The organism is Paracoccus sp. Ld10, assembly GCF_045064235.1.
Lineage (GTDB): Bacteria > Pseudomonadota > Alphaproteobacteria > Rhodobacterales > Rhodobacteraceae > Paracoccus.
The window spans coordinates 291,044-316,378 of sequence record NZ_JBISHD010000031.1; the positions used below are offsets into that span (position 1 = coordinate 291,044).

The following is a 25,335-nucleotide window of genomic DNA, read 5'->3' on the forward strand; positions in this document are numbered from 1 at the left end:
CTATCCTATGTATGAGGAATGACAGACCGGGCAGGCCCTTGACGAACATGCTGCATACCAAAAAGCCACCACTGCCGCTGGACAGGGACGCGATCTGGGCGCAACTGCGCGACGAAGGTCGCGCGGCGGCGGCCGCCGAGCCTCTGCTGGGCGCGCTGATCCATGCGGGCCTGCTTCATCACAAGAGCTTGGAGGCTGCGCTTGCGTATCGCCTGTCGCTCAAGCTCGCGTCGGGCGAGATGAGCGAGCAGATTCTGCGAGAGATCGCCGATCACGCCTATGCCAATGCGCCAGAGCTGGGGGACGCTGCCCGTGCCGATCTGATGGCCGTCTATGACCGCGATCCGGCGACACATCGTCTGATCCAGCCGCTGTTGTTCTTCAAGGGCTTTCAGGCACTTCAAGCCTATCGCATGGCGCATTGGCTATGGCAGCAGGACCGCAGGGATCTGTCGTATTTCGTGCAGATGCGGTGTTCGGAATGTTTCGGAGTGGATATCCATCCGGCGGCCCGAATAGGGACCGGTATCATGATGGATCACGCCCACTCCATCGTCATCGGAGAGACCGCGACTGTTGGAAATGACGTGTCCATGTTGCATTCAGTCACGCTTGGCGGGACTGGCAAAGAAGATGGCGACCGTCATCCCAAGATTGGTGACGGGGTGCTTATCGGGGCCGGGGCCAAGGTTCTGGGCAATATCCGGATCGGACATCACTCTCGGATCGCGGCCGGATCAGTGGTTCTGCACGAAGTGCCGGCTTGCAAGACGGTGGCTGGCGTGCCGGCCCGGGTTATAGGCGATGCAGGGTGCCCGGATCCGTCGCACAGCATGAACCACCTGTTGGGTGTCGAGGGGTATCGTTAGAGCCAGTCCGCTGTGCCGCTGCCTGTCAGTTCGGCCAACGTGATGCGCTGCGTCGCCAACCGGTCATCCAGCGCCTGTGCCAGACGTGGCGCGATCGACAGCCCCTGATAGATCATCGCGGAATAGACTTGAATTGCCGTGGCGCCTGCCCGCAGCTTGTTCCAGACATCATCCGGACTTGATACCCCACCAACGCCGATCAACGGGATGCGTCCATGCATCTCTTTGTGCAACCGTGCCAGGACACGGGTCGACCGGTCGAACAACGGGCGACCGGACAGCCCACCCGTCTGCGCAGTGCTCGGTCCAGTAATACCGTCGCGCGAAAGGGTGGTGTTCGTGGCAATAATCCCGTCCAGTCCTGCATTCAACGCAACCGATGCGACCTGCATGATTTCCGCGTCCGTCAGGTCCGGGGCGATCTTGACGAAGACGGGGACGCGACGCGGCAGACCGTCCCGGGCGGCCAGAACCCGGTCCAGCAACGCGGACAGGGCGTCCGCGCCCTGCAGGTCGCGCAGGCGTTCGGTGTTCGGGGACGACACGTTGACGGTGACGAAATCGGCGCAATGACCGGCCACGCGCAGAACCTGTGCGAAATCCTCGGCCCGGTCCACGCTGTCCTTGTTCGCCCCCAGGTTCAAGCCGACCGGTACGCCCGCAGGACGGGCGGCAAGGCGCCGTCCGATTGCATCCGCACCCTGATTGTTGAAACCGAACCGGTTGATGATCGCCTGTTGTTCGGTCAGGCGGAACAGGCGTGGTTTCGGGTTGCCAGCCTGCGGGCGCGGGGTTGCGGCGCCGACTTCCAGAAAGCCGCAGCCGGACCGCATCAGGGGTGCGACGACGCGCGCGTTCTTGTCGTACCCTGCCGCCAGGCCGATCGGATTTGGCAGCGCCATGCCGGCCAGCGAAACCCCCAAACGGTCGGATGTCACCGCAGCACCGTGCAGGGGGACCAAGCCGCGTTCCAGGGCCGCGATCGACAGGTCATGCGCCCGTTCCGGATCCATGCGGTGCAGCGCGGCAAGACCAAGCCTCTCGATCACGCTCATGGCGCGACGTCCGTGTCGTGGCCGTCCTCGGTCAGCGCTATGGGACGCGACCACAGGATATCGGTCAGGGCCAGGGGCCGATACAGGTGCGGGAACAGGGCCCCGCCGCGCGATGGCTCCCACAAAAGATCGGGCGCCAATGCGTCGGGGTCGCAGGCCAGCAGCACCAGCCCGTCCTCGTTCGCGAAATGCTTGGACAGCGTCACGGGCAACTGATCGGCCGTCGAGAAATGGATGTAGCCATCGGCAAGATCGACGGGCGCCCCCAGGGTGCGGCCGTCCTGTTGCATCTGGGCCCATTCGCCCGCGCGGAATACCTTGAAGATCTGCATTCCCGCATTTGCCCTTGCACAGGGCGGTGGGTCAAGACGTCATCGTCTTCAGGCTGTTCCATCGACGTGAAGGTTTGACCCGCCGTGTCGGCTGCGCCAAGTTGTCGGTGCCAATCATCAGGGCCACATAGGGAATCAGGGATGACACGACGCCTACTAGCCGCCGCATCCGCCATCGCGCTGTTCGCCGGAACAGCGCAGGCCGACACCGTGCTGCACATCCTTCACACAAATGACGTCCACAGCCGGATCGAGCCGATCAGCGACCGCGACAGCACCTGCGACTCGGAACAGACCGCCGCGGGCGAATGCTTTGGCGGAATGGCCCGCATCGCCACCAAGATCAACGAACTGCGCGACCAGATCACCGCCGAGGGCGGGAACGTGATCGTTCTGGACGCGGGCGACCAGTATCAGGGGTCGCTGTTCTACACGACCTACAAGGGTACCGAGGTCGTCGAATTCATGAACGCCATCGGCTATGATGCGATGGCGGTGGGCAACCACGAATTCGACGATGGTCCCGAAGGTTTGGCCGTGCTGACCGATGGCGTTCAGTTTCCGGTACTGTCCAGCAACATCGACGTATCACAGTCGAACGTGCTGGCCGACAAGGTCGCCAAGCACACCATCCTGGAAGTCGGCGACCAAAAGATCGGCATCATCTCGGCGCTGGCGATGGACACGCCCGAGACGTCTTCGCCCGGTTCCAATGTCATCTTTCAGGACGATGCCGACAGTCTTGCGGCCGCCGCGGCCGAGCTGGCCGATCAGGGCGTCGACAAGGTTATTGCGCTGACCCATGTCGGCTATCTGCGCGACCTTGATCTGGCAGCCGAGGTTCCGGGGATCGATGCGGTCATCGGCGGTCATTCCCACACCCTGCTGGGCGACATGGAAGGTGCAGTCGCGGCCTATCCGACCATGGTCGATGGCGCTGATGGCGTGCAGGTGCCCGTTGCGCAGGTCTATGCGTATGGCAAATATCTTGGCCATCTGACGCTGACCTTTGATGATGCGGGGGTTCTGACCTCTGTCGAGGGACAGCCGATCCTGCTGGACGCGTCGGTCGCAGAGGACGAGGTCATCGCCGCCCGTGTGGCTGAGATGGCTGAACCCATCGCCGCCCTGCGCGAAGAGGTGGTGGCGACTACATCTGCCCCGATCGACGGCGACCGGGATGTTTGTCGCGCCAAGGAATGTGAGATGGGCAATCTGGTTGCCGACGCGATGCTTGACCGTGTTGCCGACCAGGGCGTGACCATCGCCATCCAGAACGGCGGCGGGCTGCGCGCGTCCATTGACGCGGGCGAGGTGACCATGGGCGAGGTCTATACCGTCCTGCCGTTCCAGAACGTCCTTGCGACGTTCCAGCTGACCGGGGCCGATGTCGTCGCCGCGCTGGAGAACGGCGCCAGCCAGTACGAGGAGGCCGCAGGCCGCTTTGCACAGGTGGCGGGACTGAAGTATACCGTCGATCCGGCCGCTGAACCGGACGCCCGCATCAGCGAGGTGATGGTACAGCAGGATGGCGAATGGGTGCCCATCGATTCCGCCGCGACCTATGGTGTGGCCACCAACAACTACATGCGCGGTGGCGGCGACGGCTATGACGTGTTCGCGACGAACGGCCAGAACGCCTATGATTTCGGTCCCGATTTGGCAGAGGTCGTGGCCGCATACCTGGGTGAACAACAGGACGGCTATGCCCCCTATGAGGACGGTCGCATCACTGTAAAATGACGCAGTGGGATGCCGGTCCATCGGTCCGGCATCCCTTTTTCCATTCGCACGCTTGGCGCGCGCGCTGCGTTGGGCTAATCGGGCGGCATGCGAACGGGCTTTCCCCTCGCGCGGCCAGGGCAGCGCATCGGCATTCTGGGCGGGTCATTCGATCCGGCCCACGACGGGCACCTGCTGATCAGCCGAGTCGCGTTGCGCACGCTGGGCCTTGACGGGATCTGGTGGCTGGTGTCCCCGGCAAACCCGCTTAAGACGCATGGACCTGCGCCGCTGGATGCGCGCATGACCGCGGCGCGCGCAGTTGCCCATGATCCCCGCATTCTGGTCACAGACATCGAGGCCAGGCTTGGCCTGCGCAAGACGGCGGACACGCTGCGCGCGCTGGCGCGCCTGTATCCGGGGGTGCGGTTCGTCTGGCTGATGGGGTCGGACAACATGGTGCAGTTCCATCACTGGGACCGCTGGCGCGCGATCGCGGAACAGGTCCCGATCGCCGTGATGGCCCGGCCCGGATCCCGATTGGCCGCCCGCCATTCCGTCGCGGCCACCACCTTGCGCCGCGCGCGCGTGCCAGAAACCCGCGCCGCCCTTTTGGCGGGGGCAAAGCCGCCGGCATGGGTTCTGTTGAACCTGCCGATGTCCGGGCTGTCCTCAACCCAGTTGCGCAGGGGGCTGCGATGACATTGAACCGTCGTCGGATGCTGACGATGATGGCGGCCGCCACACTGGCGCCCGGCGTTATGGCGGCGCAGGGGTTGGACCTGCGGCCCCGATCGCGGCCAATTCCCGAACCCGGCGATCTTGTCACGCGGTCCGGCCTGCCCGGGCGGGTGGCCTTGGCGCTGACCGACGGGACCGACCCGCTGGCCCTGCGCCAGGCGGCGGCGTTGCTGCCCCCCGCCAGCACGATGAAGGCGATCACGGCGCTGTATGCCCTGGACCGGCTTGGCCCCGCGCACCGCTTTCGGACTCGGGTCATCCGGGCGGGCGACATGCTGATCCTGGCGGGTGGGGGCGACCCGGCGCTGACCACCGATGATCTGGCGCGACTGGCCGACGATATTGTCGGGCTGGGGATGCCCGCTCCCGTGCGTTTTGCGGTCTGGGGCGGTGCGTTGCCGTCCATCGCCGAAATCGCGGTCGAACAGGACGACCACCTGCCGTACAACCCAGCCATTTCCGGAATGATGCTGAATTTCAATCGGGTGCATTTGGGATGGACCCGTGTCGGCGTCGATCACCAGATCAGCGTCGAGGCGCGCGCGGCTCGTCATTCTCCCCGCGCCTATACCATCACGGCGATGCCGGGCGATCAGCCGGACCTGTTCACCTATCGCCATGATTTGGAACGCGAATACTGGACGGTGTCACGCGCAGCGATGGGACGATCGGGCAGCCGCTGGCTGCCGGTGCGCCTGCCGGAACTGTATGCTGCGGACGTGTTCCAGACGCTGTGTCGCGCGCGCGGTCTGGCCCTGCCTGCGCCCGAGGTGATCGACCGCCTGCCGCAGGGCCAGGATATTGCGCATCACGACAGCCCGCCGGTCGACACGCTGGTGCGCGACATGCTGGAATACTCGACCAACCTGACCGCCGAAGCGCTTGGCCTGCATGCCAGCGGTGCACCGGATCCGGCGCAATCGGCGCTGGCGATGCGGGGCTGGTTGGATGGGCTGGGGCAGGGGATGCGGCTGGCCGACCATTCAGGCCTGTCCGATACCAGCCGGATCAGCCCCTATGCGATGACGCGCATTCTGGCGGGGCCGGGGCGCGATCTGCTGTTGTCGCGTCTGTTGCGCCGGAACCCACTGGCCGATGACGACCACCCGGTGAACGCGCCCGTCGCGGCCAAGACGGGCACGTTGAACTTTGTGTCGAACCTGGCGGGATACGTCACCGGACCGTCGGGGACCGAAGGGATCTTTGCAATATTCTGTGCAGATACCGAACGGCGCAAGGCCGCGATCGGGCTGGAGCAGCCCGCAGGCGTCAGCGTCTGGACACGGCAGGCCAAGGCGCTGCAGGCCGATCTGCTGAACAGTTTTGCGGGCCGTCTGGCCTAGACGGTCATGTGGCGGACACGGGCCGACAGCTCGATCGCGGCGGCGTGCAGGCGGCTGATGTTCAGCTGGTCGCGGATCTCGGCCAGCATCATCACCTCTCCCTCGTACAGGCGGCCATCGGCAGCACCCACGTCGCAGGCCAGCGCATAGGCCGTCTCGAACAGCTTTTCGGGCAGCGCGTCGCGGATCAGTCCGAACAGCGCGTCCACGCCGTCATCCTCGTCGAACAGCGTCATCACGGTCTGGCTGATCGGCCGGATGCGGTCGTCGTCATAGGACGCAAACACTGGCGCGTGGTCCACCATGCGCTGAATCGCCACCAGTTCGGAGGTCCGGATGGTGCTGTCCGAACAGGACACCGCCACCATCACCGCGACCAGCGCGTCGCAGGGGGACAGGGAAGGCAGGTCGATGGTCATGGCACTCTCCGGTTCGTTCGGGTGCAAATTATTGACGATCTGCGGCGGTTTCAATAAGCCTTCCGGACCTCAACAGGAGATCCGACCATGACCACCCTGCGCGACGCCGCGATGCAATCGAAGGCCTGGCCGTTCGAAGAAGCGCGCCGGGTGCTGAAACGGTACGAAAAGCAGCCTCCCGAAAAGGGCTATGTCCTGTTCGAGACGGGTTACGGCCCGTCCGGCCTGCCCCATATCGGAACCTTTGGCGAGGTCGCCCGCACAACGATGATCCGCCGCGCGTTTCAGGAAATCAGCGATCTGCCGACGCGGCTGATCTGTTTCTCGGACGACCTGGACGGCATGCGCAAGGTCCCCGAGAACGTCCCCGATCAGCAGATGCTGCAACAGCACCTGCAATTGCCGCTGACGGCCGTCCCCGATCCGTTCGGCGAATATGACAGCTTTGGCGACCACAACAACGCCATGCTGCGTCGGTTTCTGGACACGTTCGGGTTCGATTACGAATTCGTCAGTGCGACCGAGTTCTACAAGTCGGGGCAGTTCGACGCGGTGCTGCTGCGCGCGGCCGAACGCTACGACGACATCATGGCCGTGATGCTGGCATCCCTGCGCGAGGAGCGGCAGCAGACCTATTCCTGCTTCCTGCCGATCAGCCCCAAGACGGGACGCGTGTTGTATGTGCCGATCAAGCATGTCGATGCCAAGGCCGGAACCATCACCTTTGACGAGGACGGCGAGGAGATCACACTGCCGGTCACCGGCGGCAACGTGAAGCTGCAGTGGAAGCCCGATTTCGGCGCCCGTTGGGCGGCGCTGGATGTCGATTTTGAGATGTACGGCAAGGACCACAGCACAAACACCCCGATCTATGATAAGATCTGCGAGATCCTTGGCGGGCGGAAACCCGAACATTTCACGTATGAACTGTTCCTGGATCAGGACGGGCAGAAGATCAGCAAGTCCAAGGGCAACGGGTTGTCGATCGACGACTGGTTGAAATACGCATCGACCGAGAGCCTGTCGTACTTCATGTATCTCAAGCCCAAGACGGCCAAGCGGATGCATCTGGACGTCATCCCCAAGGCAGTGGACGAATATCATCAGCAGCTGCGTACCTATCCCGACCAGACGCCCGAACAAAAGCTGGCGAACCCGGTCTGGCATATCCATGGTGGAAACGTGCCCGCGTCAGACATGGCGATCCCGTTCCAGATGCTGCTGAACCTTGCGTCCGTTGCCGGGGCTGCGGACAAGGACGGGTTGTGGGGCTTTATCCGCCGCTACGTGCCCGATGCCAGCCCGGAGACCCATCCGGGACTCGACGCGGCGGCGGGGTTTGCACTGCGCTATTTCACGGACTTCGTCGCACCGTCGCGCCAGTTCCGCGCGCCCACCGAAGTCGAGCGTGCCGCAATGCAGGATCTGGCTGACCGGCTGGCCGCATGGGATCAGCCCGCCGATCCGGAAACGCTTCAGTCGATGGTGTTCGCGGTCGGCAAAGAGCATGGGTTCGACCCGCTGCGCGATTGGTTCGCGGCCCTCTATCAGGTCCTGTTGGGCGCGGATCAGGGCCCCCGTTTCGGCGGCTTTATCGCGCTGTATGGTGTGGACGAGACGCGCGGCCTGATCACGGATGCGCTGGACGGCAAACTGGTCTTCAACCACGGCTGACGTTGCGCGCAGGCGCGTTGCAGCGCGCGCAGCATTCAGCACCCGTTAACCTTTCATCAACTATTTCTGTCCGTATCACGGTGGGCCTTTCCGGGCCCGCCGGCCATGCCGATACGGAAGGGATAGCCGATGAATATTGCCGTCACCAACGGGCTCTTGCTGACGCCGCCGGCCTTCAGGGCGGGCCTTGGTGTCTGGTCACGCAGCGACGGCACCTCGGGCAGTCCGACCTGGGATCAGGCAGGCAACGCCAGCATCGTCCCCTCCGATCAGGATTTCGGTCCCTGCTTCGAAGTCGTCAAGCAGCAGACCACCACCAGCCTCCGCTTTATGGGAGAGACGCCGATGATCCCCGGCGTCTACCTGCGCGTTTCGGCGCGCGTCAAGATCGTGGCGGGCGCCCTGGCCAGCGTGCGGATTGCGGGCTGGGCTGGCGACGGATCGCGCAACGCGGTCGGGGGGCTGGTCACCACGGGTACCACCGTCGCATTGCGCACCTTTGGCGAGGTGGTCGAGGTCAGCGCCATCGTCGGCGTGGGCAACCGCCCGGGCGTGGACATGCCGTGGGGCACGCGCGCGATCTATGGGCATTTCGGCCTGGACCTGATCGGCGCCAACGGTGGGGCGTTCCGGGTGGAATCGATCCGCATCGACGACATCACCGCGGCCTTTGTCCCATCGCTGATTGACTGGGTCGACGTGCGTGATTTCGGCGCGGTGGGGGACGGCGTCACGAACGACCGGGCCGCGTTTCTGGCTGCGGACCAGGCTGCGGCGGGCGGGTCCATCGTCGTTCCCGCCGGAACGTTCTTTATTTCGGGCGACCTGTCGATCAACAGCCGCATCCGGTTCAAGGGTCGCATCACCACCCCGTCCGCCACGCGCGTGTCGCTGTTACGCAGCTTTGATTTCCCGACCTATGCCGATGCATTCGGCGACGAGACGCTTGGCATGAAAAAGGCGCTGCAGGCGCTGTTGGGCTATACCGACCATATTTCCCTGGACCTTGGCGGACGCCGGGTGGACCTGGACGAGCCGCTGATGCTGGCCGAACTGGCCCCCACGTTGGAGGGGTTCGCGAACCGCCGGGTGATCCAGAACGGATCGGTTCAGGCAAAGCCCGGTGCGGCGTGGCAAACGGGACGTGCCAGCAGCCCGGGAACCTATAACCCTGCGCAACCGCTGCTGTTGACGAATGTCACCAATGTCGCGGCGATCGAGGTCGGCAGCCGGATCATCGGCAGCGGCGTCGGGCGCGAGGTCTATGTCAACGCCAAGAACGTGGCGCAAGGGACAATCACCCTGTCGCAACCCCTGTACGGTGGTGCGGGTACGCGCCCCTACAACTTTGAACGATATCGCTATCTGTTCGACTTTTCGGGCGTGCGCGAGCTGAGCCGGCTGAACTTTTCCAAGATGGATTTCAGCTGCGACCGCATCTCCAGCGGGGTGATGCTGCCCCCGCAGGGAGAGATGATCCAGTTCTCGGACTGCTATTTCACGCGGCCAATGGACCGGGGGATCACCTCGATCGGGCGCGGGTGCCAGGATCTGCTGGTCGACAATTGCCAGTTCATCTCGAACGATATCGACCTGCCGGCGCAGCAGCGCACGACCGTCGCGATCAACGTGAACGCCAATGACATCAAGATCCGCAACAACCGCTTTGTCCGGTTTGCGCATTTCATGGTCGCGAACGGCGGCGGCCATATCATCAGCGGCAACCACTGGTTTCAGGGCGATGGGTCGGGGCAGGGACTGCGCTATGCGGGGCTGGTGTTGACGCAGCCCAACGTCCAGACCACGGTGTCAGGCAACTATGTCGACAACGCGTCGATCGAATGGACGAACGAACACAGCGCCATTCCCACCTTTACGGGGACCGAATTCAGCTTTGGCGGTCTTACCCTGACGGGGAACACCTTCCTGTGCTCCAACACCGCCTCCTGGTTTACCTGGATCACGGTCAAGCCCTATGGGTCGGGGCATTTCATCCAGGGGCTGAATGTTGTGGGCAATGTGTTCAAGGCTCTGTTCGGAAACGTGGAGCGGATCGACCGGGTCGATACCTCGATCGCGGACCTGAACTATACCAACATGCGCAACCTGCAATTCGAGGCGAACACGTTCAACGGCATCAACACCTATGTGTCGAACCCGTTGATGATCCAGCTGACCCAGAACACGGCCACGGCGACATGGACCACCCCCGTGCTGACCGGCCTGCCGTTCCAGGGCTGGGCGCGGTCCGTACAGTCGGTCGTGACCGAGGTCGCGCTTCAGGCGACCAGCGGTGCCCGCGTCGATGCCAGCCCGACGGTCCTCCCCGAATCCGGGACCTCGCGGCGACAGATACGATTGACGTGGGCACAACCGCTGCGGGGCAGGGTGTGCATCTATGCGCGAATGGACCGACCTCAATAACGGGGGTGGCGCGGCGCAAGGGTGACCTGTGACCGCGCCATGTTGACACCGTCAGGCAGTACGCTGATCCCCGTCGATCGCGTTGACATGATGCGTTTTGGTGCAAGGCAACCATAGACGCGGGAAGAACGGAGAGCGCGGCGGACCAAAGTCCGACCGCGACTTTCAGCATGGCCGGATTGCGCGGTGTCATCACCGGCCGCAACGGCTCCGGGCGGTCATTCATAGCGCAGGTCCGTTACGGCCTATGTCGCTGATCCACGTTTGATTGGATGACATGGCCCGGCATGGTTCAGTTGACTGCGGATCCTGATGCCATTGCCGCGTGAACGCATGGCGTTGCCCCACCGCAGGCGATTGTGAAGCATTAACTTAATCCGCCTGATCTCTGTCAAATAGTTTACAATAATATCGTTTATAAAAAACAACTTAACTTTCAATATCCGTTATGGTTTACTCATGGCACGCAGCAATGCGCCACCATCCTGAAAAGGCATTGTCGTGGCCGGGCTGTGGTCTGATGACGATGAGGGGGGAACTCATGACCGCTGAAAACATTCGCAAACACGCCATTCCGGCGGGTCTGGAAACCGCTCATGTCGGGCCCCAGGATTACACGCGCCTTTATGACGAATCGATCCGTGACGCGGAGGGGTTCTGGTCCCGCGAGGGGCAGCGGCTGGATTGGATGACGCCCTATACCAAGGTCAAGAACGCCGACTTCACCTTGGGTCAGGTCAGTATCAAGTGGTTTGAGGACGGGGTGCTGAACGCATCGGTCAATTGCATCGACCGCCACCTGGCCACCCGGGCGGACCAGACCGCGATCATCTTTGAGCCCGATGACCCCCAGACCCCGGCGCAGCACATCACCTATGCCCAGTTGTCCGAAAAGGTGAACCGTTTCGCCAATGTCCTGCTGAGCCAAGGCGTGATGCGGGGCGACCGCGTGGTGATCTATCTGCCGATGATCCCCGAGGCCGCCTATGCGATGCTGGCCTGCGCGCGGATCGGGGCGATCCATTCGATCGTGTTTGCAGGCTTTTCGCCGGACGCCCTGGCGAACCGCATCAACGATTGCGGTGCGAAGGTGCTGGTCACCGCGGACACCGCCCCGCGCGGTGGCAAGCGGACCAACCTGAAATCAAACGCCGACGCCGCGCTGTTGCATTGTTCGGACAAGGTGCGCTGTCTGGTGGTCAAGCATACCGGCGACCAGACCACCTGGATCGACGGACGCGACATCGACGTCAAGGCGCAGATGGAGCAGGTCGCCCCCGACTGTCCGCCCCGTCCGATGGGGGCAGAGGATCCGCTGTTCATCCTGTACACGTCCGGATCGACCGGCAAGCCCAAGGGCGTCGTCCACACCACCGGCGGCTATCTGGTCTATGCCGCGATGACGCATCAGTACACGTTCGATTACAAGGACGGTGATGTCTTCTGGTGCACGGCTGATGTAGGCTGGGTCACCGGCCATAGCTATATCGTCTATGGCCCGCTGGCCAACGGCGCGACGACCGTGATGTTCGAGGGCGTGCCCACATGGCCTGACGCCGGGCGTTTTTGGCAGGTCTGTGCCAAACACAAGGTCACCCAGTTCTATACCGCCCCCACCGCCATCCGCGCGCTGATGGCCAAGGGCCCCGAACCGGTCGCGGCGCATGACCTGTCGTCGCTGCGCATCTTGGGCACCGTGGGCGAACCGATCAACCCCGAAGCCTGGAACTGGTACGACGAACATGTGGGCAAGGGCCGTTGTCCCATCGTCGACACCTGGTGGCAGACAGAGACCGGCGGCCACCTGATCACGCCGCTGCCCGGCGCAATCGAGACAAAACCCGGATCGGCGACCGTGCCGTTCTTTGGCGTGGTCCCGGTGATCCTGGACGCCGCCACCGCCGAGGTGCAGCAGGGCGACCCGGCCGAGGGCGTGCTGTGCATCGGTGACAGCTGGCCGGGTCAGATGCGCACCCTGTGGGGCGACCATGCGCGCTTTGAGGAGGCGTATTTCCAGCAGTATCCGGGGTATTATTTCACTGGCGACGGCTGTCGTCGGGACGAGGACGGGTACTATTGGATCACCGGCCGCGTCGACGACGTCATCAATGTCAGCGGCCACCGCATGGGCACGGCCGAGGTCGAATCGGCGCTGGTCGCCCATGAAAAGGTCGCCGAGGCCGCCGTCGTCGGCTATCCGCATGCCATGAAGGGGCAGGGCATCTATGCCTATGTCACGCTGATGAACGGCGTCGAGCCTTCGGACGATCTGAGGGCCGACCTGGAGAAATGGGTCCGCACGGAAATCGGGCCCATCGCCAAGCCGGACCTGATCCAGTGGGCGCCGGGCCTGCCCAAGACCCGGTCCGGCAAGATCATGCGCCGGATCCTGCGCAAGATTGCTGAAAACGATCACGGCACCCTGGGCGACACGTCGACCCTGGCAGATCCCGAGGTCGTGGACGATCTGATCGCCAACCGCATGAACCGCGGCTGACGACCGGCCGGGGGCGCCTGCGTCCCCCCAAGCTTGCCCGACCCCGCCGCCGGGGACGGGCGGGGAACAAGACTAGGGCGGAGTGACGGACATGTCTGAACAGGGAGGAACCTAGGGACATGAGTGACAGACAATCATCGAATGCCTATTGGCAGGCCAATCTACGCATCATTTATGTGTGCCTCGCGATCTGGGCGCTGGTGTCCTATGGGTTCGGGATCATCCTGCGACCGTTGCTGTCGGGCATTCCGGTCGGCGGGACGGACCTGGGGTTCTGGTTCGCCCAGCAGGGGTCGATCCTGTGCTTCATCGCGCTGATCTTCTTCTACACCTGGCGCATGAACCGCCTCGATGCCGAACACGGCGTGGACGAGTGAGGAACCAGCCATGAGCCAATTCACCCTGAACCTTCTGGTCATCTGCGCATCCTTTGCGCTGTATATCGGCATCGCCATCTATTGCCGGGCCAAATCGACGGCCGAATTCTATGCCGCCAACCGCGGCGTGGGACCGGTCATGAACGGCATGGCGACGGCGGCAGACTGGATGTCGGCCGCGTCCTTCATCTCGATGGCGGGCCTGATCGCCTTTACCGGTTATGACAACTCGACCTACCTGATGGGTTGGACGGGTGGTTACGTGCTGCTGGCGCTGCTGCTGGCGCCGTATCTGCGGAAATTCGGCAAGTTCACCGTGCCGGAGTTCATCGGCGACCGTTTCTATTCCCCGACCGCGCGCATCATCGGCGTGATCTGCCTGCTGATCGTGTCGATCACCTATGTGATCGGCCAGATGACCGGCGTGGGGGTCACCTTTTCGCGCTATCTGGAGGTGTCGAATTCGACCGGGCTGTGGATCGGCGCGGGTCTGGTGTTCTGCTATGCCGTCCTGGGCGGCATGAAGGGCATCACCTATACGCAGGTCGCGCAATACGTCGTCCTGATCATCGCCTATACCATTCCGGCGATCTTCATCTCGCTGCAGCTGACGGGCAACTTCCTGCCGCCTCTGGGGCTGTTCGGCACGCATGACGGTTCGGGCGTGGCGTTTCTGGCGCAGCTGGACGGCCTGGTGACCGACCTGGGCTTCCGCGCCTATACCGAACATCACAACTCGACGCTGGACATGGTGCTGTTCACGATGGCGCTGATGATCGGCACCGCGGGTCTGCCGCATGTCATCATCCGCTTCTTCACGGTGCCCAAGGTGTCGGACGCCCGCAAGTCCGCGGGCTGGGCGCTGGTCTTCATCGCGCTGCTGTACACGGTCGCTCCGGCGGTCGGTTCGATGGCGCGCTTCAACCTGACCGCGACGATGTGGCCGGGTGCCGAACAGGGCGAGACGTTCAGCCAGCCTCCGGTATCGCTGGCCGACATCGAGACCAGTGAAGAGCTGGCCTGGATGCGCCGCTGGCAGACCACCGGCCTGCTGAACTGGGAGGACAAGAATGGCGACGGTCTGATCCAGTACTACAACGATGGCGCAGCCGCTCAGGCGACCGCGTTGGCGGCGGCCCGCACCAGTGGCGATCAGGCGGCGATCGATGCGGCCCAGGCCGCCTATGACGCGCGGCTGGCCGAGACCCACGCGGCCCTGCCGGGTGCCCCGGCAGCCGAGCAGAACTGGGCGGGTAACGAGCTGAGCACCGTAAACAACGACATCATGGTGCTCGCCAATCCCGAGATCGCGAACCTGCCGGGCTGGGTCATCGCCATCGTCGCCGCAGGCGGTCTGGCTGCGGCCCTGTCGACGGCGGCGGGCCTGCTGCTGGCGATTTCCGGTGCCGTGTCCCACGACCTGATCAAGGGCACGCTGCGCCCCGACATCAGCGAAAAGGGCGAACTGATGGCGGCGCGCGTCTCGATGGCGGTGTCGATCCTGGTGGCGACGATCCTGGGTCTGAACCCGCCGGGCTTTGCGGCGCAGACCGTGGCACTGGCCTTCGGCCTTGCCGCAAGCTCGATCTTTCCTGTGCTGATGATGGGGATCTTCTCCAAGCGCGTCGGCAAGGAAGGCGCGATCGCCGGCATGGTCGCGGGCATGCTGTCCACGATCCTGTATATCTTTGCCTACAAGGGCTGGTTCTTTGTCGCAGGGACCAACATGCTGCCCGACACGCCTGGCGCATGGCTGTTCGGCATTTCACCGGCATCGTTCGGCACCATCGGCGCAATCATCAACTTTGCAGTGGCCTTCGGGGTCTCGGCGATCAGCCAGCGTCCCCCCGCCCACGTGCAGGAGTTGGTCGAATCGATCCGCGTCCCGCGCGGTGCGGGCAGTGCCGTCGCGCACTGACGATCCTGCCGCGCCCCCGACCGGGGCGCGGCACCTTTCCAGTCACAAGGTCACCCCGGATGCCCGACAGCATTGTCGATTTCATCGCCACCGTGCATCCCTATGACAGCCTGCAACGGGATGAGCTGGCGCGGGTCGCCAGCTTTTTCAGCCGCAGGACCTTCGCCCCCGGCGATCTGATCTATCAGTTCGGCGAACGCCTGCCGGGCCTCTACCTGATCGAAAGCGGTCAGGTCACCGTGACCGACCGCAACGGCGACAGCGTATCCCAACTGGGCCCCCGCAATTCGTTCGGCGAACGTGGCCTGTTGCGCGATGGCATCGCGGTGACGTCCGCACGGGTCATGGACGAACCCGCGGTGATCCTGATGCTGCCCCGGGCAGAGGTGACGCGCCTGATCGCCGATCACCGCACAGTCGCCCGGTTCTTTGACCGTGGGCGTGTACCCTCCGACCGGGGCGGCGATCTGGCGCGCCTTAAGGTCGGAGAGCTGCTGTCGGGCAAACCCGTCAGTTGCCCCCCCGACACCCCCATCATCGAGGCCGCCCGCCAGATGCGCGATGCCCGCGTCAGCAGCCTTGGCATCACCAACGGGGGGCGCCTGATCGGTCTGGTGACCATTCGCGACATGTCGAACCGCGTCGTGGCCGAGGGGCGCGACATGCGCCAGCCGGTCAGCGCCGTGATGACGCCCGACCCGGTGACCCTGGCGCCGACGGCCTTGGGCTATGACGTGCTGAACGTCATGCTGGAACGCTGCATCGGCCATCTGCCAGTCGTCGAGGATGGCCGCTTTGTCGGCATGATCAGCCAGACCGACCTGACGCGGGTTCAGGCGATTTCCGCCGCGGGTCTGATCCGGCAGGTCGCCAAGGCGCGCGACGCCGCACAGATGGCCGCGGTCACCGCGCGCATTCCCGAACTGCTGGCGCAACTAGTCCTGGCCCGCCAGCGGCACGAGATCATCACCCGCATGATCACCGATATTGCCGACGCGGTCACGCGGCGGCTGCTGGACCTGACCGCCGCTGATCTGGGGCCTGCGCCTGCCGCCTGGTGCTGGGCCGCCTGTGGCAGCCAGGGCCGTCAGGAACAGACCGGCGTCAGCGATCAGGACAACTGCCTGATCCTTGCTGCGGGCGCGGATGCGCGCGATCCGTGGTTTGCGGAACTGGCGCGACGGGTCAGCGATGGCCTGCATGCCTGCGGCTATGTCCATTGCCCGGGCGATATGATGGCCACCAATCCACGTTGGTGTCAGCCGCTAAACATCTGGCAGGGTTACTTCTGCGACTGGATCACCCATCCCAGCCCCGAAGCGCAGATGCTGGCATCGGTGATGTTCGACCTGCGCGCCATCGGCGGCGATGATGCGCTGTTGCATGACCTCCAGACGGGCACCCTGGACGCGGCCTCGAAGAATTCGATCTTTATCGCGCACATGATTGGAAATTCATTGAAACATCGGCCACCGCTTGGCCTGATCGGCGGCTTTGCCACCATTCGCCATGGAGAGCATCGCCACCACATCGACATGAAGCACAACGGCGTGGTTCCAGTCGCAGACCTTGCGCGGGTCTATGCCCTGCAAGGGCGCATCGCGGCAGTCAACACCCGCGCCCGGTTGCAGGACGCCGAGGCGCGGGGCGTCATTTCGGCCACGGGCGGTCGCGACCTGATCGCGGCCTATGACATGATCCAGACGGTGCGGCTGGAAAGCCAGGCGCATCTGGTCAAGGCGGGGCGCAGGCCGGACAATTATCTTTCACCGGCGGATCTGTCGGATTTCGAACGCAGCCACCTGCGCGATGCCTTTGTCGTGGTGCGCGGCATGCAATCGGCGGTGGGACATGGCAAGGGGATGCTGGGATGACAGGAATCGGAAGCGATCTGATCGGGGTGATCGCCGTGGCGATCGGGGCGGCGGCGATGCTGTATGCTGGGATGCATCTGGCCCGCAGGCTGGGCCTGTCGCCCGCCGCCTGGCTGTTGCCTGCGGGCATCGGGCTGTCGATGGTCGCCTATTCGGTGTGGAACGATTACGCGTGGTTCGACCGGGCGCGGGCCAGCCTGCCCGCCGGGTCGCAGGTGCTGATCGTGGGTCGCGACAGCCAGCCCTGGGCGCCTTGGACCTATCTGGTCCCGGTGGAGACACGGTTTGCCGCCCTTGACCCGGCCCAGATCAGTCAGGGCGCGGACGGCACCCGCCGCGCGCCGATCATGCTGATCGAACGGCGGGGCCAGACCCTGATCGTGCCGCAGGATTTCGACTGCGCAGGCGCGCGCATCCGTCCCGCACGCGCCGACTGGATGCCCGCAGGCGACGACGCGGCATTTGCGGCCGTCTGCCCGAACGGAGGGTCCAATGGCTGACATTCTGGTCATCGAGGACGAGGACAACATCGCCACTGCGCTGGATTTCCTGCTGACCCGTGACGGCCACCGCCATGACCGCATCGCCACCGGGCGGGGTGCCGTGGACCGCATCCGCCAAACGCGGCCCGATCTGGTCCTGCTGGACGTGATGCTGCCCGAGGTGTCGGGCTATCAGATTGTCCAGGACGTGCGCGCGGACCCCGATCTGGCCGGTGTGCGGGTGCTGATGATGACGGCGCGCGGATCGGTGGTCGAACGCCGCAAGGGGTTGGCGCTTGGCGCCGACGGCTTTATCGCAAAGCCGTTCGAACTGGCCGAATTGCGGGCCGAGATGGCCCGCCTGCTGTCCTGATGCGCCGTCGCATCCTGTCGGTGTTCCTGACCGCGCTGGCCGCGGCGCTGGTCCTGTCGGGGCTGGCGCTGTGGCGGGTTAGCCAGGGCGGTCAGGATGCGGTGATCCAGGCCGCGATGATCGCGGGCTTCGGGCTGCTGGGGCTGATGACCGCGCTGTGGTTCCTGTTCGACCGCCATCTGGCACGCCCTCTGGAAACGCTGGCCGGGGCGTTGCGGACCGGGCGTGTGCCCGACTTGGCGCAGGCGCGGCACCTGGCCGACCTGGGACCCGCTGCGCGCGACGCTGCGCTGGCGCGGGAACGGTCGGATCAGGCGCTGGCGCAGGCGTTGCAGGATCATGCGGCCGAAACCCTGCGCGAAAAAGCCAGTCTGGAGGCGATCCTGGCCGATTTCGGGGCTGGCGCGGTCATGGCCGACGCGCGGGGGCGGGTGGTGTTCTATAACGCCAGTGCGGCGCGTCTGCTGCCAGGGCTGGCGCTGGATCGTGCGCTGGACGGTCACCTGACGCCGGGGGCGTTGCGGGCTGCAATGATGCGGCTGGCGGCGGGTGCGCCTGCCACCGATCTGTCGTGCCTGACGGTCGGCGGGGTGCGCCTGTCAGGTCGCCTGCGCGCGGTTGACGATGGCCTGCTGCTGATCCTGCGCGATGGTGCGGTTCAGCGCCCGGCACCCCGCGACACGCTGGAGGCGCTGCGCCGCCACGCCTCGACCCTGGTTCCGATGCTGGATGCGCTGGACGGGCCGATCCCACCTGCGCTGGCACAGGCGATCCGGGCCGAGGGGCAGGGCCTTGCCACCGCCACCCGCAGCCTGTCGCGGATCATGGCCAGCGACGCGCCGGGCGACGTGGCGGTTCTGGCGGAACTGGCGGCGGGGCTGGACGCGATCAACCTGCCCCCGCTGGCGTTTCGCGCACAAGCGGCCAGCGTGAACGCGCTGCTGCTGATGCTGGACGGGCGGTTGCGCGCCTTGGGGCATGCACCGGTGCTGTCGGTGCACCCCGATCCCGACGATCAGATGCGCCTGACGCTGGACTGGCGCGGTCCGCCCGTGCCCATCGATCGGCTGGAGGAGTGGCTGACCGCCGCCCCCGATCCGGGCCAGCCTGACCTGACGGGGTCCGAAATTCTGGCCCGCCATGGCACCGGCATCTGGCCGGAAACCGAAGGCGGAACAGCCCGTCTGGTCATGCCGCTGACCCTGGCTCAGGATGTCGCGGACGGGGCGGGTGTCACCTATGATTTTGCGCTGGCCACGCGGGGGGTGGCATCGTCCCGTCTGGCGGACCTGACCTGCGTCGTCTTTGACACCGAAACGACCGGCCTGACAGAGCGCGACCGGATCGTGCAGATCGCCGGCCTGCGTCTGGCCCGCGGCCGTCTGACCGGAGAGCGGTTCGAGACGCTGGTGAACCCCGGTCGTCCCATTCCCCCGGCCTCGACCGCGATCCACCATATCACCGATGCGATGGTTGCCGATGCGCCGGACCTGACCGCCGCACTGACTGCGTTCCGGCATTTCTGCGATGACAGTGTGCTGATCGCGCATAACGCGCCCTTTGATATGGGTTTCCTGCGCCGGGCCGAGGCGCAGACCGGCGCGCGGTTCGACAACCGCGTGATGGACACGGTGCTGCTGTCGGCGATGATCTGGGGACAATCGGCGGTGCACACGCTGGATGCGTTGACAGAACGGTTGGGCATCACCATCCCGCCGGATGCGCGTCATACCGCGATGGGTGACACCATCGCCACCGCGCAAGCCTTTCTGGCCCTGATCCCCGCGCTGGAGGCCAAAGGCATCACCCGGTTCGAGGAGGTCGTGGCAAAGGCCCGCGAACACCGCGCCCTGATCGCGGACGCGAACCGTTAAAGCGCAATCTGCGGCTGATCGGTCGCGGGGTCGTCGTCGGGGCGCAGCGTTTCGCCCAAAGCCGGCGGCGAGGGCGCATCCTCACGACGGCGGATCAGGATATCGCCATTGGGCAGCCGTTCGGGGGCCTGATAATTGCGGATGTCATCGACCTGGGTCGCAAGATCCTGCAGGACCGGCCCCATTCGGCGCAGCGCACCCGCAAGGTCCTGCGCCAACGGCGCGGCTGTGTCGGGATCGTCATCGCCCCACAGCTGTCCCATGATAGCACCCAGTCCGCGTTCCAGAAAACCGGGTTCCTCCTGCGCGGTGGCCGGGGTGGACAGCAGGGTCAGGCACAGGACGGCGGGGGTCAGGATGCGTGTCATGGGCCACAGATGGGCAGCGCCCGCCCTGCGCACAAGGCCTTAGGCGGCACCTGCCTGCAGATTGCCGCGGTACCGGCTGCGATAATCGTCCCATGCCTCGTTCAGGCGCCGGGTGCGGGCTTCGGCCAGACGGATCGCCTCGGGGGGGAGGCCGCGGCCGATGGCATGGTCGGGATGGTTCTCGCGCAGCAACTGTCGCCAGCGGCGCTTGACCTCGGGCAGGGGGGTGTCGGGGGCAACGCCCAGAACCTCGCACGGTGGGCAGCCCGAACCCTTGTCATGACGCCGCCGGATCGCGGCGATCTGGGCGGGGGCCAGGCCAAAGATGCGCCCGACCTCGTCCAGAAAGTCGATTTCGGTCTGTTGCAATGCACCGTCGGCGACGGCGATGACGAACAGCCCCTCCATCACGTCCAGCAGGACCGGGTCGCCGGGCTGGAACATCGACGCCATCTTGTGCGCCCAGGCATCGAACCCCGCGACGTCCTTGCGTGCCAGATCGAACACACGCGCGGCGTTCTTTTCTTCGGACCGGGGGATGATGAACACGCGACGAAAGGCGGCCACTTCGGACCGCTCGACCGTGCCATCGACCTTGGCCAGCTTGGCGCCAAGCGCGATCACCGCGATGGTGAAAGCCACTGACCGTTCGGGCGGAGTCGCCGGGCGGTTCGTCCACAGGAACACGGTGATACGATCGGCCATCCGCTGCCAAAAGCTGCGGGGCCTTGGCAGGTCGGGGCAGGGACCCAAGCAAGTCTCGGGGGTTGTGCAGCAATCCATGACCCAAGGTTAGCGCCGAAAGCGACGCAGCGATAGGGGCGCGTTGCAGGCCATGCGTCAACTTAGACGGAAAGATCGCGTCCCATCAGCACAAGATCGTGAAATTGATCGAATTTCCAACCCGCTGCCGGGATGCGTCCCCATTCGGCATAACCAAGGGCGGCGTGGAACGCGATCGACGCAGTATTCGACCCGGTGATGCCGCCGATCATCAGGCGGTGTCCACGAAGACGGGCGTGCGCCTCGACCGCGCGGACCAGCAGGCGGCCAACGCCCCGACCGCGTCGTTCGGGATGGGCGTGGACGGAATGTTCCATGCTGTGCGCATAGCCCAAGCCGCCGCGAAATTGGGTATAGGTGGCAAAGCCCGCGATTCCGTCGTGATCCTGCGCCACCAGAAACGCGTGGTTCGCTGCCTGACGGTCCGCGACAAATCGGGCGATCTCTGGCTCGGACCTTTCCGTGGGCCAGAAGGTCGCGACCGTGTCGCGGATGATGGGGTTCCAAATCGCCGCGATCTGCGCGACATCGCCCGCCGTGGCGTCGCGCAGGATCACAGCGTAATCCGGCTGTCGGCTGTGGTCAGGGTCAGGGACATCGGCATACCCGCGCCGGTCAGCATCAGGCGTCGGTCGTCCACCTCCAGTCGATCCAGCGGCAGTGTCAGGCGGGCCATGCGCACGCCGCGATCGGGCAGGTTGTCCGACGGGTGCGGCCCGCCGCCCCAGTCGATCAGCATCGGCTGTGCCCCGTCGCGCGGCATCTGGCCCGACAGCGGCAGTGTGATGCGCCAGGACAGGTCACCGCGACGGGCCATCACGATCCGCGTGCCGGTGGGCGCGGTCAGCGGGTCCGCGCGCATGACCCAGCCGACGATACGCGGCGGTCCGTCGAACCCGTCCAGCCCAAACCAGCAGGGACGGAAATCGGCATCCGGATCAGGGGCGATCAGTTCCAGGTATTCCCTTGGCCCAAGCGACATCAGCCGATTGTGCGTCCCCATGCCTGGATGACGCCCGCCCGGTTCCAGAACCAGACCGTGACCGGCCAGCCACTCCGCACCCTCTTGCAGGGTGCGGGCGGCGATGGCCACATGGTCGAACGCCAGGCTCACCCGCGATGGGCGCCCGCGGCCAGATCGCGGACAAAGGCCAGGATTTCGGGGACAGGGCGACCTTCGCCGATCTGCTTGACGATGGCACTGCCCACCACGCAGCCGTCGGCCACGGATGCAATGGCCTCTGCCGCCTCGGGGGTCGAAATGCCAAAGCCCACGACGACCGGCAGGCCGGCAGCGGCGCGGATGCGCACGACCTCGGGGGCGACGTCGGCGGCGTTTGCCGCGGCCGCGCCGGTGATGCCCGTGACGCTGACGTAATAGACGAAACCGGTGATGTTCTTGACGACCGCAGGCAGGCGGCGGTCATCGGTCGTGGGCGTTGCCAGACGGATGAAGTTCAACCCCGCGGCCGTGGCGGGCACGCACAGTTCGGCGTCCTCCTCAGGGGGCAGGTCGACGACGATCAGACCGTCGATCCCGGCCTCGACCGCGTCGGTCAAGAACTGGGTCACGCCGCCCTTGCGGGCATAGATCGGGTTGTAATAGCCCATCAGGACGATCGGCGTCGTGGTGTCGTCGCGCCGGAATTCGCGCACGATGTCCAACGTGCGGCTGACGCTGCCGCCCTGCGCCAGGGCGCGTTGGCCCGCGGCCTGAATGGTCGCGCCGTCGGCCATCGGGTCGGTGAACGGCATGCCCAGTTCGATGATGTCGACGCCCGCATCGGGCAGGCCGCGCATGATCTGCAACGCGGTCGCATCGTCGGGGTCTGATGCCATCATGTAGGCTACAAAGGCCTTTTTGCCCTGCGCCTTGAGTGCCGCAAACCTGTCGTTGATTCTGGTCATGTCCGTCCCCGCATTTCTTGTCGCAATTCCTAGCGCGCATGGGGGGTGGGTGCAATCTCCGGGCGCGGGCCGGGCGCTGGCCGGGCCAAGGCTGGACTTGGCCGCGCGGGGCGCGTAACAGGCGCGGGATATTCAGACGGGAAAGGGTGCTGTCATGGGCTTTCGCATGGGGATCGTGGGCTTGCCGAACGTGGGCAAGTCGACGTTGTTCAACGCATTGACGAAAACCGCAGCCGCTCAGGCCGCGAACTTTCCGTTTTGCACCATCGAACCCAACGTGGGCGAGGTCGCGGTCCCCGACCCGCGCTTGGACACGCTGGCCGCCATTGCGGGCAGCAAGCAGATCATCCCGACGCGGATCACGTTTGTCGACATCGCGGGTCTGGTGAAGGGCGCGTCCAAGGGCGAGGGGTTGGGCAACCAGTTCCTGGCGACCATCCGCGAGGTGGATGCCATTGCCCATGTGCTGCGCTGTTTCGAGGATGGCGACATCACCCATGTCGAGGGTCGCGTCGATCCGCTGGCCGATGCCGAGGTGATCGAGACCGAGCTGATGATCGCGGACATGGAATCGATCGAACGCCGTCTGGCCAACCTGGCGCGCAAGCTGAAGGGCGGCGACAAGGATGCGGCCGATCAGCAGCGCCTGTTGCAACAGGCACTGGCCGTGCTGAACGAGGGTCGCCCCGCGCGCACGATAACCGTGTCCGACGATGACCGCCGTGCGTGGGACATGCTGCAGCTGCTGACCGCGAAGCCCGTGTTGTTCGTCTGCAACGTGGCCGAGGACGAGGCCGCGAACGGCAACGCCCTGTCCGAAAAGGTCCGCGAAATGGCCGAGGCCCAGGGCGCTGGTCACGTGGTGATCTCTGCCCGGATCGAGGAGGAGATCAGCCAGCTGGACGCCGAAGAGGCCCAGATGTTCCTGGGAGAGATGGGTCTGGAGGAGCCGGGCCTGGATCGCCTGATCCGTGCCGGGTACACCCTACTGGGCCTGCAGACCTATTTCACCGTCGGCCCCAAGGAGGCCCGCGCCTGGACCATCAGCAAGGGCACGCTGGCCCCGCAGGCGGCAGGCGTGATCCACGGCGATTTCGAAAAAGGGTTCATCCGGTCCGAAACCATCGCCTATGACGATTATGTTGCGGGCAAGGGAGAGGCAGGCGCGCGCGAAGCCGGCAAGCTGCGTGTCGAGGGCAAGACCTATGAGGTCAAGGACGGCGACGTCCTGCATTTCCTGTTCAGCGGCTGATGATGAAAGGCGGGCCGGGCGGCCCGCCTTGTTCATTCAGTAATAGGTCAGGTCCATCGCCTTGCCGCGAAAGACCGTATAGGCCAGCACGGAATAGGCGATGATCACCGGCAGCACGATCAGCGCCCCCACGAGGATGATGATAAGAGCCTCGGGTGCGGCGGCGGCCTGATAGATGGTCATCTGTTCCGGCACGACATAGGGGTAAAAGCTGTAGGCCAACCCCCCGAACGCCATCACGAACAGCGCGGTGGTCAACGCGAATGGCGTCCACGCCATCCGGTCGTCTTCCATCGGCAGCTTGTGCAGCACCCGCCACAGGGTCGTGATAAGCATCGCGGACAGGATCGGCAGGGGCGCGAGGATGGCAACCTCGGGCCAGGTGAACCACTTGTCCCATATGCGCGCGCTGACCAGCGGAGAGGCCGCCGAAATGGCCACGATGCCCGCCATCAGCCCCCAGATGCCGCGGCGCGCCCACAGGATCGCCTTGGCCTGCAGGATGCCCTCGGCCTTGCCGATCAGCCAGGTCGCACCGATAAAGCTGAACCCCACCGTCAGGAACACCGCCGTCAGCAGCGCAAACGCGATGTTGGCCCATGTGAACTGAAGCCCCGTGATATACAGCCCCAGCATGAAACCCTGCGACAAGGTCGATGCCAGGCTGCCGCCAAAGAACGCCCGGTTCCAGGCGACGCGGTGCCGGGTCGGCGCCTTTGCCCGGAATTCGAACGCAACGCCGCGCAGGATCAGGCCGATCAGCATGACGGTCACCGGCAGGTACAACGCCGTCAGGATGACTCCGTGCGCCACCGGGAACGCCACAAGCAACAGGCCGATGGCCAGGACCAGCCAGGTTTCGTTTGCGTCCCAGAAGGGGCCGATCGAGGCGACCATGCGGTCGCGCTCGGTCGCGGTGGCAAAGGGGAACAGCAGCCCCACCCCTAGGTCAAAGCCGTCCAGCACGACATAGACCAGGATCGAGATGCCCATCAGCATGGCAAAGACAAAGGGCAGCCAGATGAACGGATCGCCGAACAGATGCATGGG

23 protein-coding genes are annotated in these 25,335 nt (G+C 65.0%); 14 read left to right on the plus strand and 9 right to left on the minus strand.

What is annotated here, in order from left to right:
- Positions 1-47: 47 nt before the first annotated feature.
- Positions 48-869: a serine O-acetyltransferase gene (cysE, locus tag ACJJVR_RS13560; protein ID WP_405405317.1), complete on the plus strand. Its 822-nt coding sequence runs from the start codon at positions 48-50 to the stop codon at positions 867-869.
- On the opposite strand, the gene ACJJVR_RS13565 is transcribed toward cysE, so the two are convergent.
- Positions 866-1,924: a quinone-dependent dihydroorotate dehydrogenase gene (locus tag ACJJVR_RS13565; protein WP_405405318.1), complete on the minus strand. Its 1,059-nt coding sequence runs from the start codon at positions 1,922-1,924 to the stop codon at positions 866-868. The two genes, cysE and ACJJVR_RS13565, sit on opposite strands and share 4 nt — an antisense overlap.
- A complete protein-coding gene (locus tag ACJJVR_RS13570; protein WP_405405320.1) occupies positions 1,921-2,256 on the minus strand; it encodes a DUF952 domain-containing protein in 336 nt (111 codons plus the stop codon). Before ACJJVR_RS13570 ends, ACJJVR_RS13565 begins: the two co-directional genes overlap by 4 nt.
- 141 nt (positions 2,257-2,397) lie before the next feature.
- On the opposite strand from ACJJVR_RS13570, the gene ACJJVR_RS13575 reads away from it, so the two are divergent.
- The 3 genes from ACJJVR_RS13575 to ACJJVR_RS13585 all read left to right on the plus strand — a co-directional run bounded on the left by ACJJVR_RS13575 (position 2,398) and on the right by ACJJVR_RS13585 (position 6,062).
- Positions 2,398-3,999 carry a bifunctional metallophosphatase/5'-nucleotidase gene (locus ACJJVR_RS13575; protein ID WP_405405322.1) on the plus strand — a complete coding sequence of 534 codons (1,602 nt, stop codon included), beginning with the start codon at positions 2,398-2,400 and terminating at the stop codon, positions 3,997-3,999.
- A gap of 87 nt (positions 4,000-4,086) precedes the next feature.
- Entirely contained in the window at positions 4,087-4,680 is a 594-nt protein-coding gene (locus ACJJVR_RS13580; protein ID WP_405405324.1) for a nicotinate-nucleotide adenylyltransferase, read from the plus strand.
- The gene (locus ACJJVR_RS13585) at positions 4,677-6,062 is read left to right on the plus strand and encodes a D-alanyl-D-alanine carboxypeptidase (protein ID WP_405405325.1); all 1,386 of its coding nucleotides are present in this window, start codon (positions 4,677-4,679) and stop codon (positions 6,060-6,062) included. Before ACJJVR_RS13580 ends, ACJJVR_RS13585 begins: the two co-directional genes overlap by 4 nt.
- On the opposite strand, the gene ACJJVR_RS13590 is transcribed toward ACJJVR_RS13585, so the two are convergent.
- A complete protein-coding gene (locus ACJJVR_RS13590; protein ID WP_405405327.1) occupies positions 6,059-6,481 on the minus strand; it encodes a tellurite resistance TerB family protein in 423 nt (140 codons plus the stop codon). The two genes, ACJJVR_RS13585 and ACJJVR_RS13590, sit on opposite strands and share 4 nt — an antisense overlap.
- A gap of 87 nt (positions 6,482-6,568) precedes the next feature.
- On the opposite strand from ACJJVR_RS13590, the gene ACJJVR_RS13595 reads away from it, so the two are divergent.
- From ACJJVR_RS13595 to ACJJVR_RS13635, 9 genes are all read left to right on the plus strand, one after another.
- A complete protein-coding gene (locus ACJJVR_RS13595; RefSeq protein WP_405405329.1) occupies positions 6,569-8,155 on the plus strand; it encodes a lysine--tRNA ligase in 1,587 nt (528 codons plus the stop codon).
- A gap of 129 nt (positions 8,156-8,284) precedes the next feature.
- A complete protein-coding gene (locus ACJJVR_RS13600; protein ID WP_405405331.1) occupies positions 8,285-10,579 on the plus strand; it encodes a glycosyl hydrolase family 28-related protein in 2,295 nt (764 codons plus the stop codon).
- Between the two features lie 541 nt (positions 10,580-11,120).
- Complete coding sequence (acs, locus tag ACJJVR_RS13605) at positions 11,121-13,076, plus strand: acetate--CoA ligase (RefSeq protein WP_405405333.1); 1,956 nt, start codon at positions 11,121-11,123, stop codon at positions 13,074-13,076.
- A 119-nt stretch (positions 13,077-13,195) separates the two neighbouring features.
- Positions 13,196-13,453: a DUF4212 domain-containing protein gene (locus ACJJVR_RS13610; RefSeq protein ID WP_405405334.1), complete on the plus strand. Its 258-nt coding sequence runs from the start codon at positions 13,196-13,198 to the stop codon at positions 13,451-13,453.
- A gap of 10 nt (positions 13,454-13,463) precedes the next feature.
- Positions 13,464-15,371 (plus strand): sodium:solute symporter family protein, encoded by a 1,908-nt coding sequence (locus ACJJVR_RS13615; protein ID WP_405405336.1) that lies wholly within the window; start codon positions 13,464-13,466, stop codon positions 15,369-15,371.
- A 59-nt stretch (positions 15,372-15,430) separates the two neighbouring features.
- Positions 15,431-17,245, plus strand: a complete 1,815-nt coding sequence (locus ACJJVR_RS13620) for a DUF294 nucleotidyltransferase-like domain-containing protein (protein WP_405405338.1) — start codon at positions 15,431-15,433, stop codon at positions 17,243-17,245.
- Complete coding sequence (locus ACJJVR_RS13625; RefSeq protein WP_405405341.1) at positions 17,242-17,745, plus strand: hypothetical protein; 504 nt, start codon at positions 17,242-17,244, stop codon at positions 17,743-17,745. The genes ACJJVR_RS13620 and ACJJVR_RS13625 overlap by 4 nt, the downstream gene beginning before the upstream one ends.
- On the plus strand, positions 17,738-18,100 hold the full coding sequence (locus ACJJVR_RS13630; protein WP_042244394.1) for a response regulator transcription factor: 363 nt from the start codon (positions 17,738-17,740) through the stop codon (positions 18,098-18,100). Before ACJJVR_RS13625 ends, ACJJVR_RS13630 begins: the two co-directional genes overlap by 8 nt.
- Positions 18,100-19,974, plus strand: coding sequence for an exonuclease domain-containing protein (locus tag ACJJVR_RS13635; RefSeq protein WP_405405344.1), 1,875 nt, complete (start codon positions 18,100-18,102; stop codon positions 19,972-19,974). Before ACJJVR_RS13630 ends, ACJJVR_RS13635 begins: the two co-directional genes overlap by 1 nt.
- Here ACJJVR_RS13635 and ACJJVR_RS13640 read toward each other — a convergent pair.
- From ACJJVR_RS13640 to trpA, 5 genes are all read right to left on the minus strand, one after another.
- Positions 19,971-20,342, minus strand: a complete 372-nt coding sequence (locus ACJJVR_RS13640; RefSeq protein WP_405405346.1) for an AAA+ family ATPase — start codon at positions 20,340-20,342, stop codon at positions 19,971-19,973. The two genes, ACJJVR_RS13635 and ACJJVR_RS13640, sit on opposite strands and share 4 nt — an antisense overlap.
- Before the next feature lie 39 nt (positions 20,343-20,381).
- The gene (locus ACJJVR_RS13645) at positions 20,382-21,047 is read right to left on the minus strand and encodes a TerB family tellurite resistance protein (protein ID WP_405405347.1); all 666 of its coding nucleotides are present in this window, start codon (positions 21,045-21,047) and stop codon (positions 20,382-20,384) included.
- 140 nt (positions 21,048-21,187) lie between these two features.
- Positions 21,188-21,682 carry a GNAT family N-acetyltransferase gene (locus ACJJVR_RS13650; protein WP_405405349.1) on the minus strand — a complete coding sequence of 165 codons (495 nt, stop codon included), beginning with the start codon at positions 21,680-21,682 and terminating at the stop codon, positions 21,188-21,190.
- Positions 21,679-22,239 carry a VOC family protein gene (locus tag ACJJVR_RS13655; RefSeq protein WP_405405351.1) on the minus strand — a complete coding sequence of 187 codons (561 nt, stop codon included), beginning with the start codon at positions 22,237-22,239 and terminating at the stop codon, positions 21,679-21,681. Before ACJJVR_RS13655 ends, ACJJVR_RS13650 begins: the two co-directional genes overlap by 4 nt.
- Positions 22,236-23,033, minus strand: coding sequence for a tryptophan synthase subunit alpha (gene trpA / locus ACJJVR_RS13660; RefSeq protein ID WP_405405352.1), 798 nt, complete (start codon positions 23,031-23,033; stop codon positions 22,236-22,238). The genes ACJJVR_RS13655 and trpA overlap by 4 nt, the downstream gene beginning before the upstream one ends.
- A gap of 154 nt (positions 23,034-23,187) precedes the next feature.
- Between trpA and ychF the strand changes: the two genes are divergently transcribed.
- Positions 23,188-24,285: a redox-regulated ATPase YchF gene (gene ychF, locus ACJJVR_RS13665; protein WP_405405354.1), complete on the plus strand. Its 1,098-nt coding sequence runs from the start codon at positions 23,188-23,190 to the stop codon at positions 24,283-24,285.
- Between the two features lie 36 nt (positions 24,286-24,321).
- Here the strand turns inward: ychF and ACJJVR_RS13670 are convergent, their stop codons facing one another.
- Entirely contained in the window at positions 24,322-25,332 is a 1,011-nt protein-coding gene (locus tag ACJJVR_RS13670; RefSeq protein WP_405405356.1) for a cytochrome d ubiquinol oxidase subunit II, read from the minus strand.
- Between the last annotated feature and the right edge of the window lie 3 nt (positions 25,333-25,335).

Bases quoted from the DNA above. Each gene is read 5' to 3' on its own strand.
- ACJJVR_RS13640 (WP_405405346.1), bottom strand. From the start codon at position 20,342: ATGACACGCATCCTGACCCCCGCCGTCCTGTGCCTGACCCTGCTGTCC.
- cysE (WP_405405317.1), top strand. From the start codon at position 48: ATGCTGCATACCAAAAAGCCACCACTGCCGCTGGACAGGGACGCGATC.
- ACJJVR_RS13565 (WP_405405318.1), bottom strand. From the start codon at position 1,924: ATGAGCGTGATCGAGAGGCTTGGTCTTGCCGCGCTGCACCGCATGGAT.
- ACJJVR_RS13570 (WP_405405320.1), bottom strand. From the start codon at position 2,256: ATGCAGATCTTCAAGGTATTCCGCGCGGGCGAATGGGCCCAGATGCAA.
- ACJJVR_RS13585 (WP_405405325.1), top strand. From the start codon at position 4,677: ATGACATTGAACCGTCGTCGGATGCTGACGATGATGGCGGCCGCCACA.
- ACJJVR_RS13625 (WP_405405341.1), top strand. From the start codon at position 17,242: ATGACAGGAATCGGAAGCGATCTGATCGGGGTGATCGCCGTGGCGATC.
- ACJJVR_RS13670 (WP_405405356.1), bottom strand. From the start codon at position 25,332: ATGCATCTGTTCGGCGATCCGTTCATCTGGCTGCCCTTTGTCTTTGCC.
- ACJJVR_RS13630 (WP_042244394.1), top strand. From the start codon at position 17,738: ATGGCTGACATTCTGGTCATCGAGGACGAGGACAACATCGCCACTGCG.
- ACJJVR_RS13580 (WP_405405324.1), top strand. From the start codon at position 4,087: ATGCGAACGGGCTTTCCCCTCGCGCGGCCAGGGCAGCGCATCGGCATT.
- ACJJVR_RS13590 (WP_405405327.1), bottom strand. From the start codon at position 6,481: ATGACCATCGACCTGCCTTCCCTGTCCCCCTGCGACGCGCTGGTCGCG.
- ACJJVR_RS13615 (WP_405405336.1), top strand. From the start codon at position 13,464: ATGAGCCAATTCACCCTGAACCTTCTGGTCATCTGCGCATCCTTTGCG.
- ACJJVR_RS13635 (WP_405405344.1), top strand. From the start codon at position 18,100: ATGCGCCGTCGCATCCTGTCGGTGTTCCTGACCGCGCTGGCCGCGGCG.
- ACJJVR_RS13575 (WP_405405322.1), top strand. From the start codon at position 2,398: ATGACACGACGCCTACTAGCCGCCGCATCCGCCATCGCGCTGTTCGCC.
- ACJJVR_RS13600 (WP_405405331.1), top strand. From the start codon at position 8,285: ATGAATATTGCCGTCACCAACGGGCTCTTGCTGACGCCGCCGGCCTTC.
- ACJJVR_RS13595 (WP_405405329.1), top strand. From the start codon at position 6,569: ATGACCACCCTGCGCGACGCCGCGATGCAATCGAAGGCCTGGCCGTTC.
- ACJJVR_RS13610 (WP_405405334.1), top strand. From the start codon at position 13,196: ATGAGTGACAGACAATCATCGAATGCCTATTGGCAGGCCAATCTACGC.
- ACJJVR_RS13620 (WP_405405338.1), top strand. From the start codon at position 15,431: ATGCCCGACAGCATTGTCGATTTCATCGCCACCGTGCATCCCTATGAC.
- ychF (WP_405405354.1), top strand. From the start codon at position 23,188: ATGGGCTTTCGCATGGGGATCGTGGGCTTGCCGAACGTGGGCAAGTCG.
- ACJJVR_RS13645 (WP_405405347.1), bottom strand. From the start codon at position 21,047: ATGGCCGATCGTATCACCGTGTTCCTGTGGACGAACCGCCCGGCGACT.
- acs (WP_405405333.1), top strand. From the start codon at position 11,121: ATGACCGCTGAAAACATTCGCAAACACGCCATTCCGGCGGGTCTGGAA.
- trpA (WP_405405352.1), bottom strand. From the start codon at position 23,033: ATGACCAGAATCAACGACAGGTTTGCGGCACTCAAGGCGCAGGGCAAA.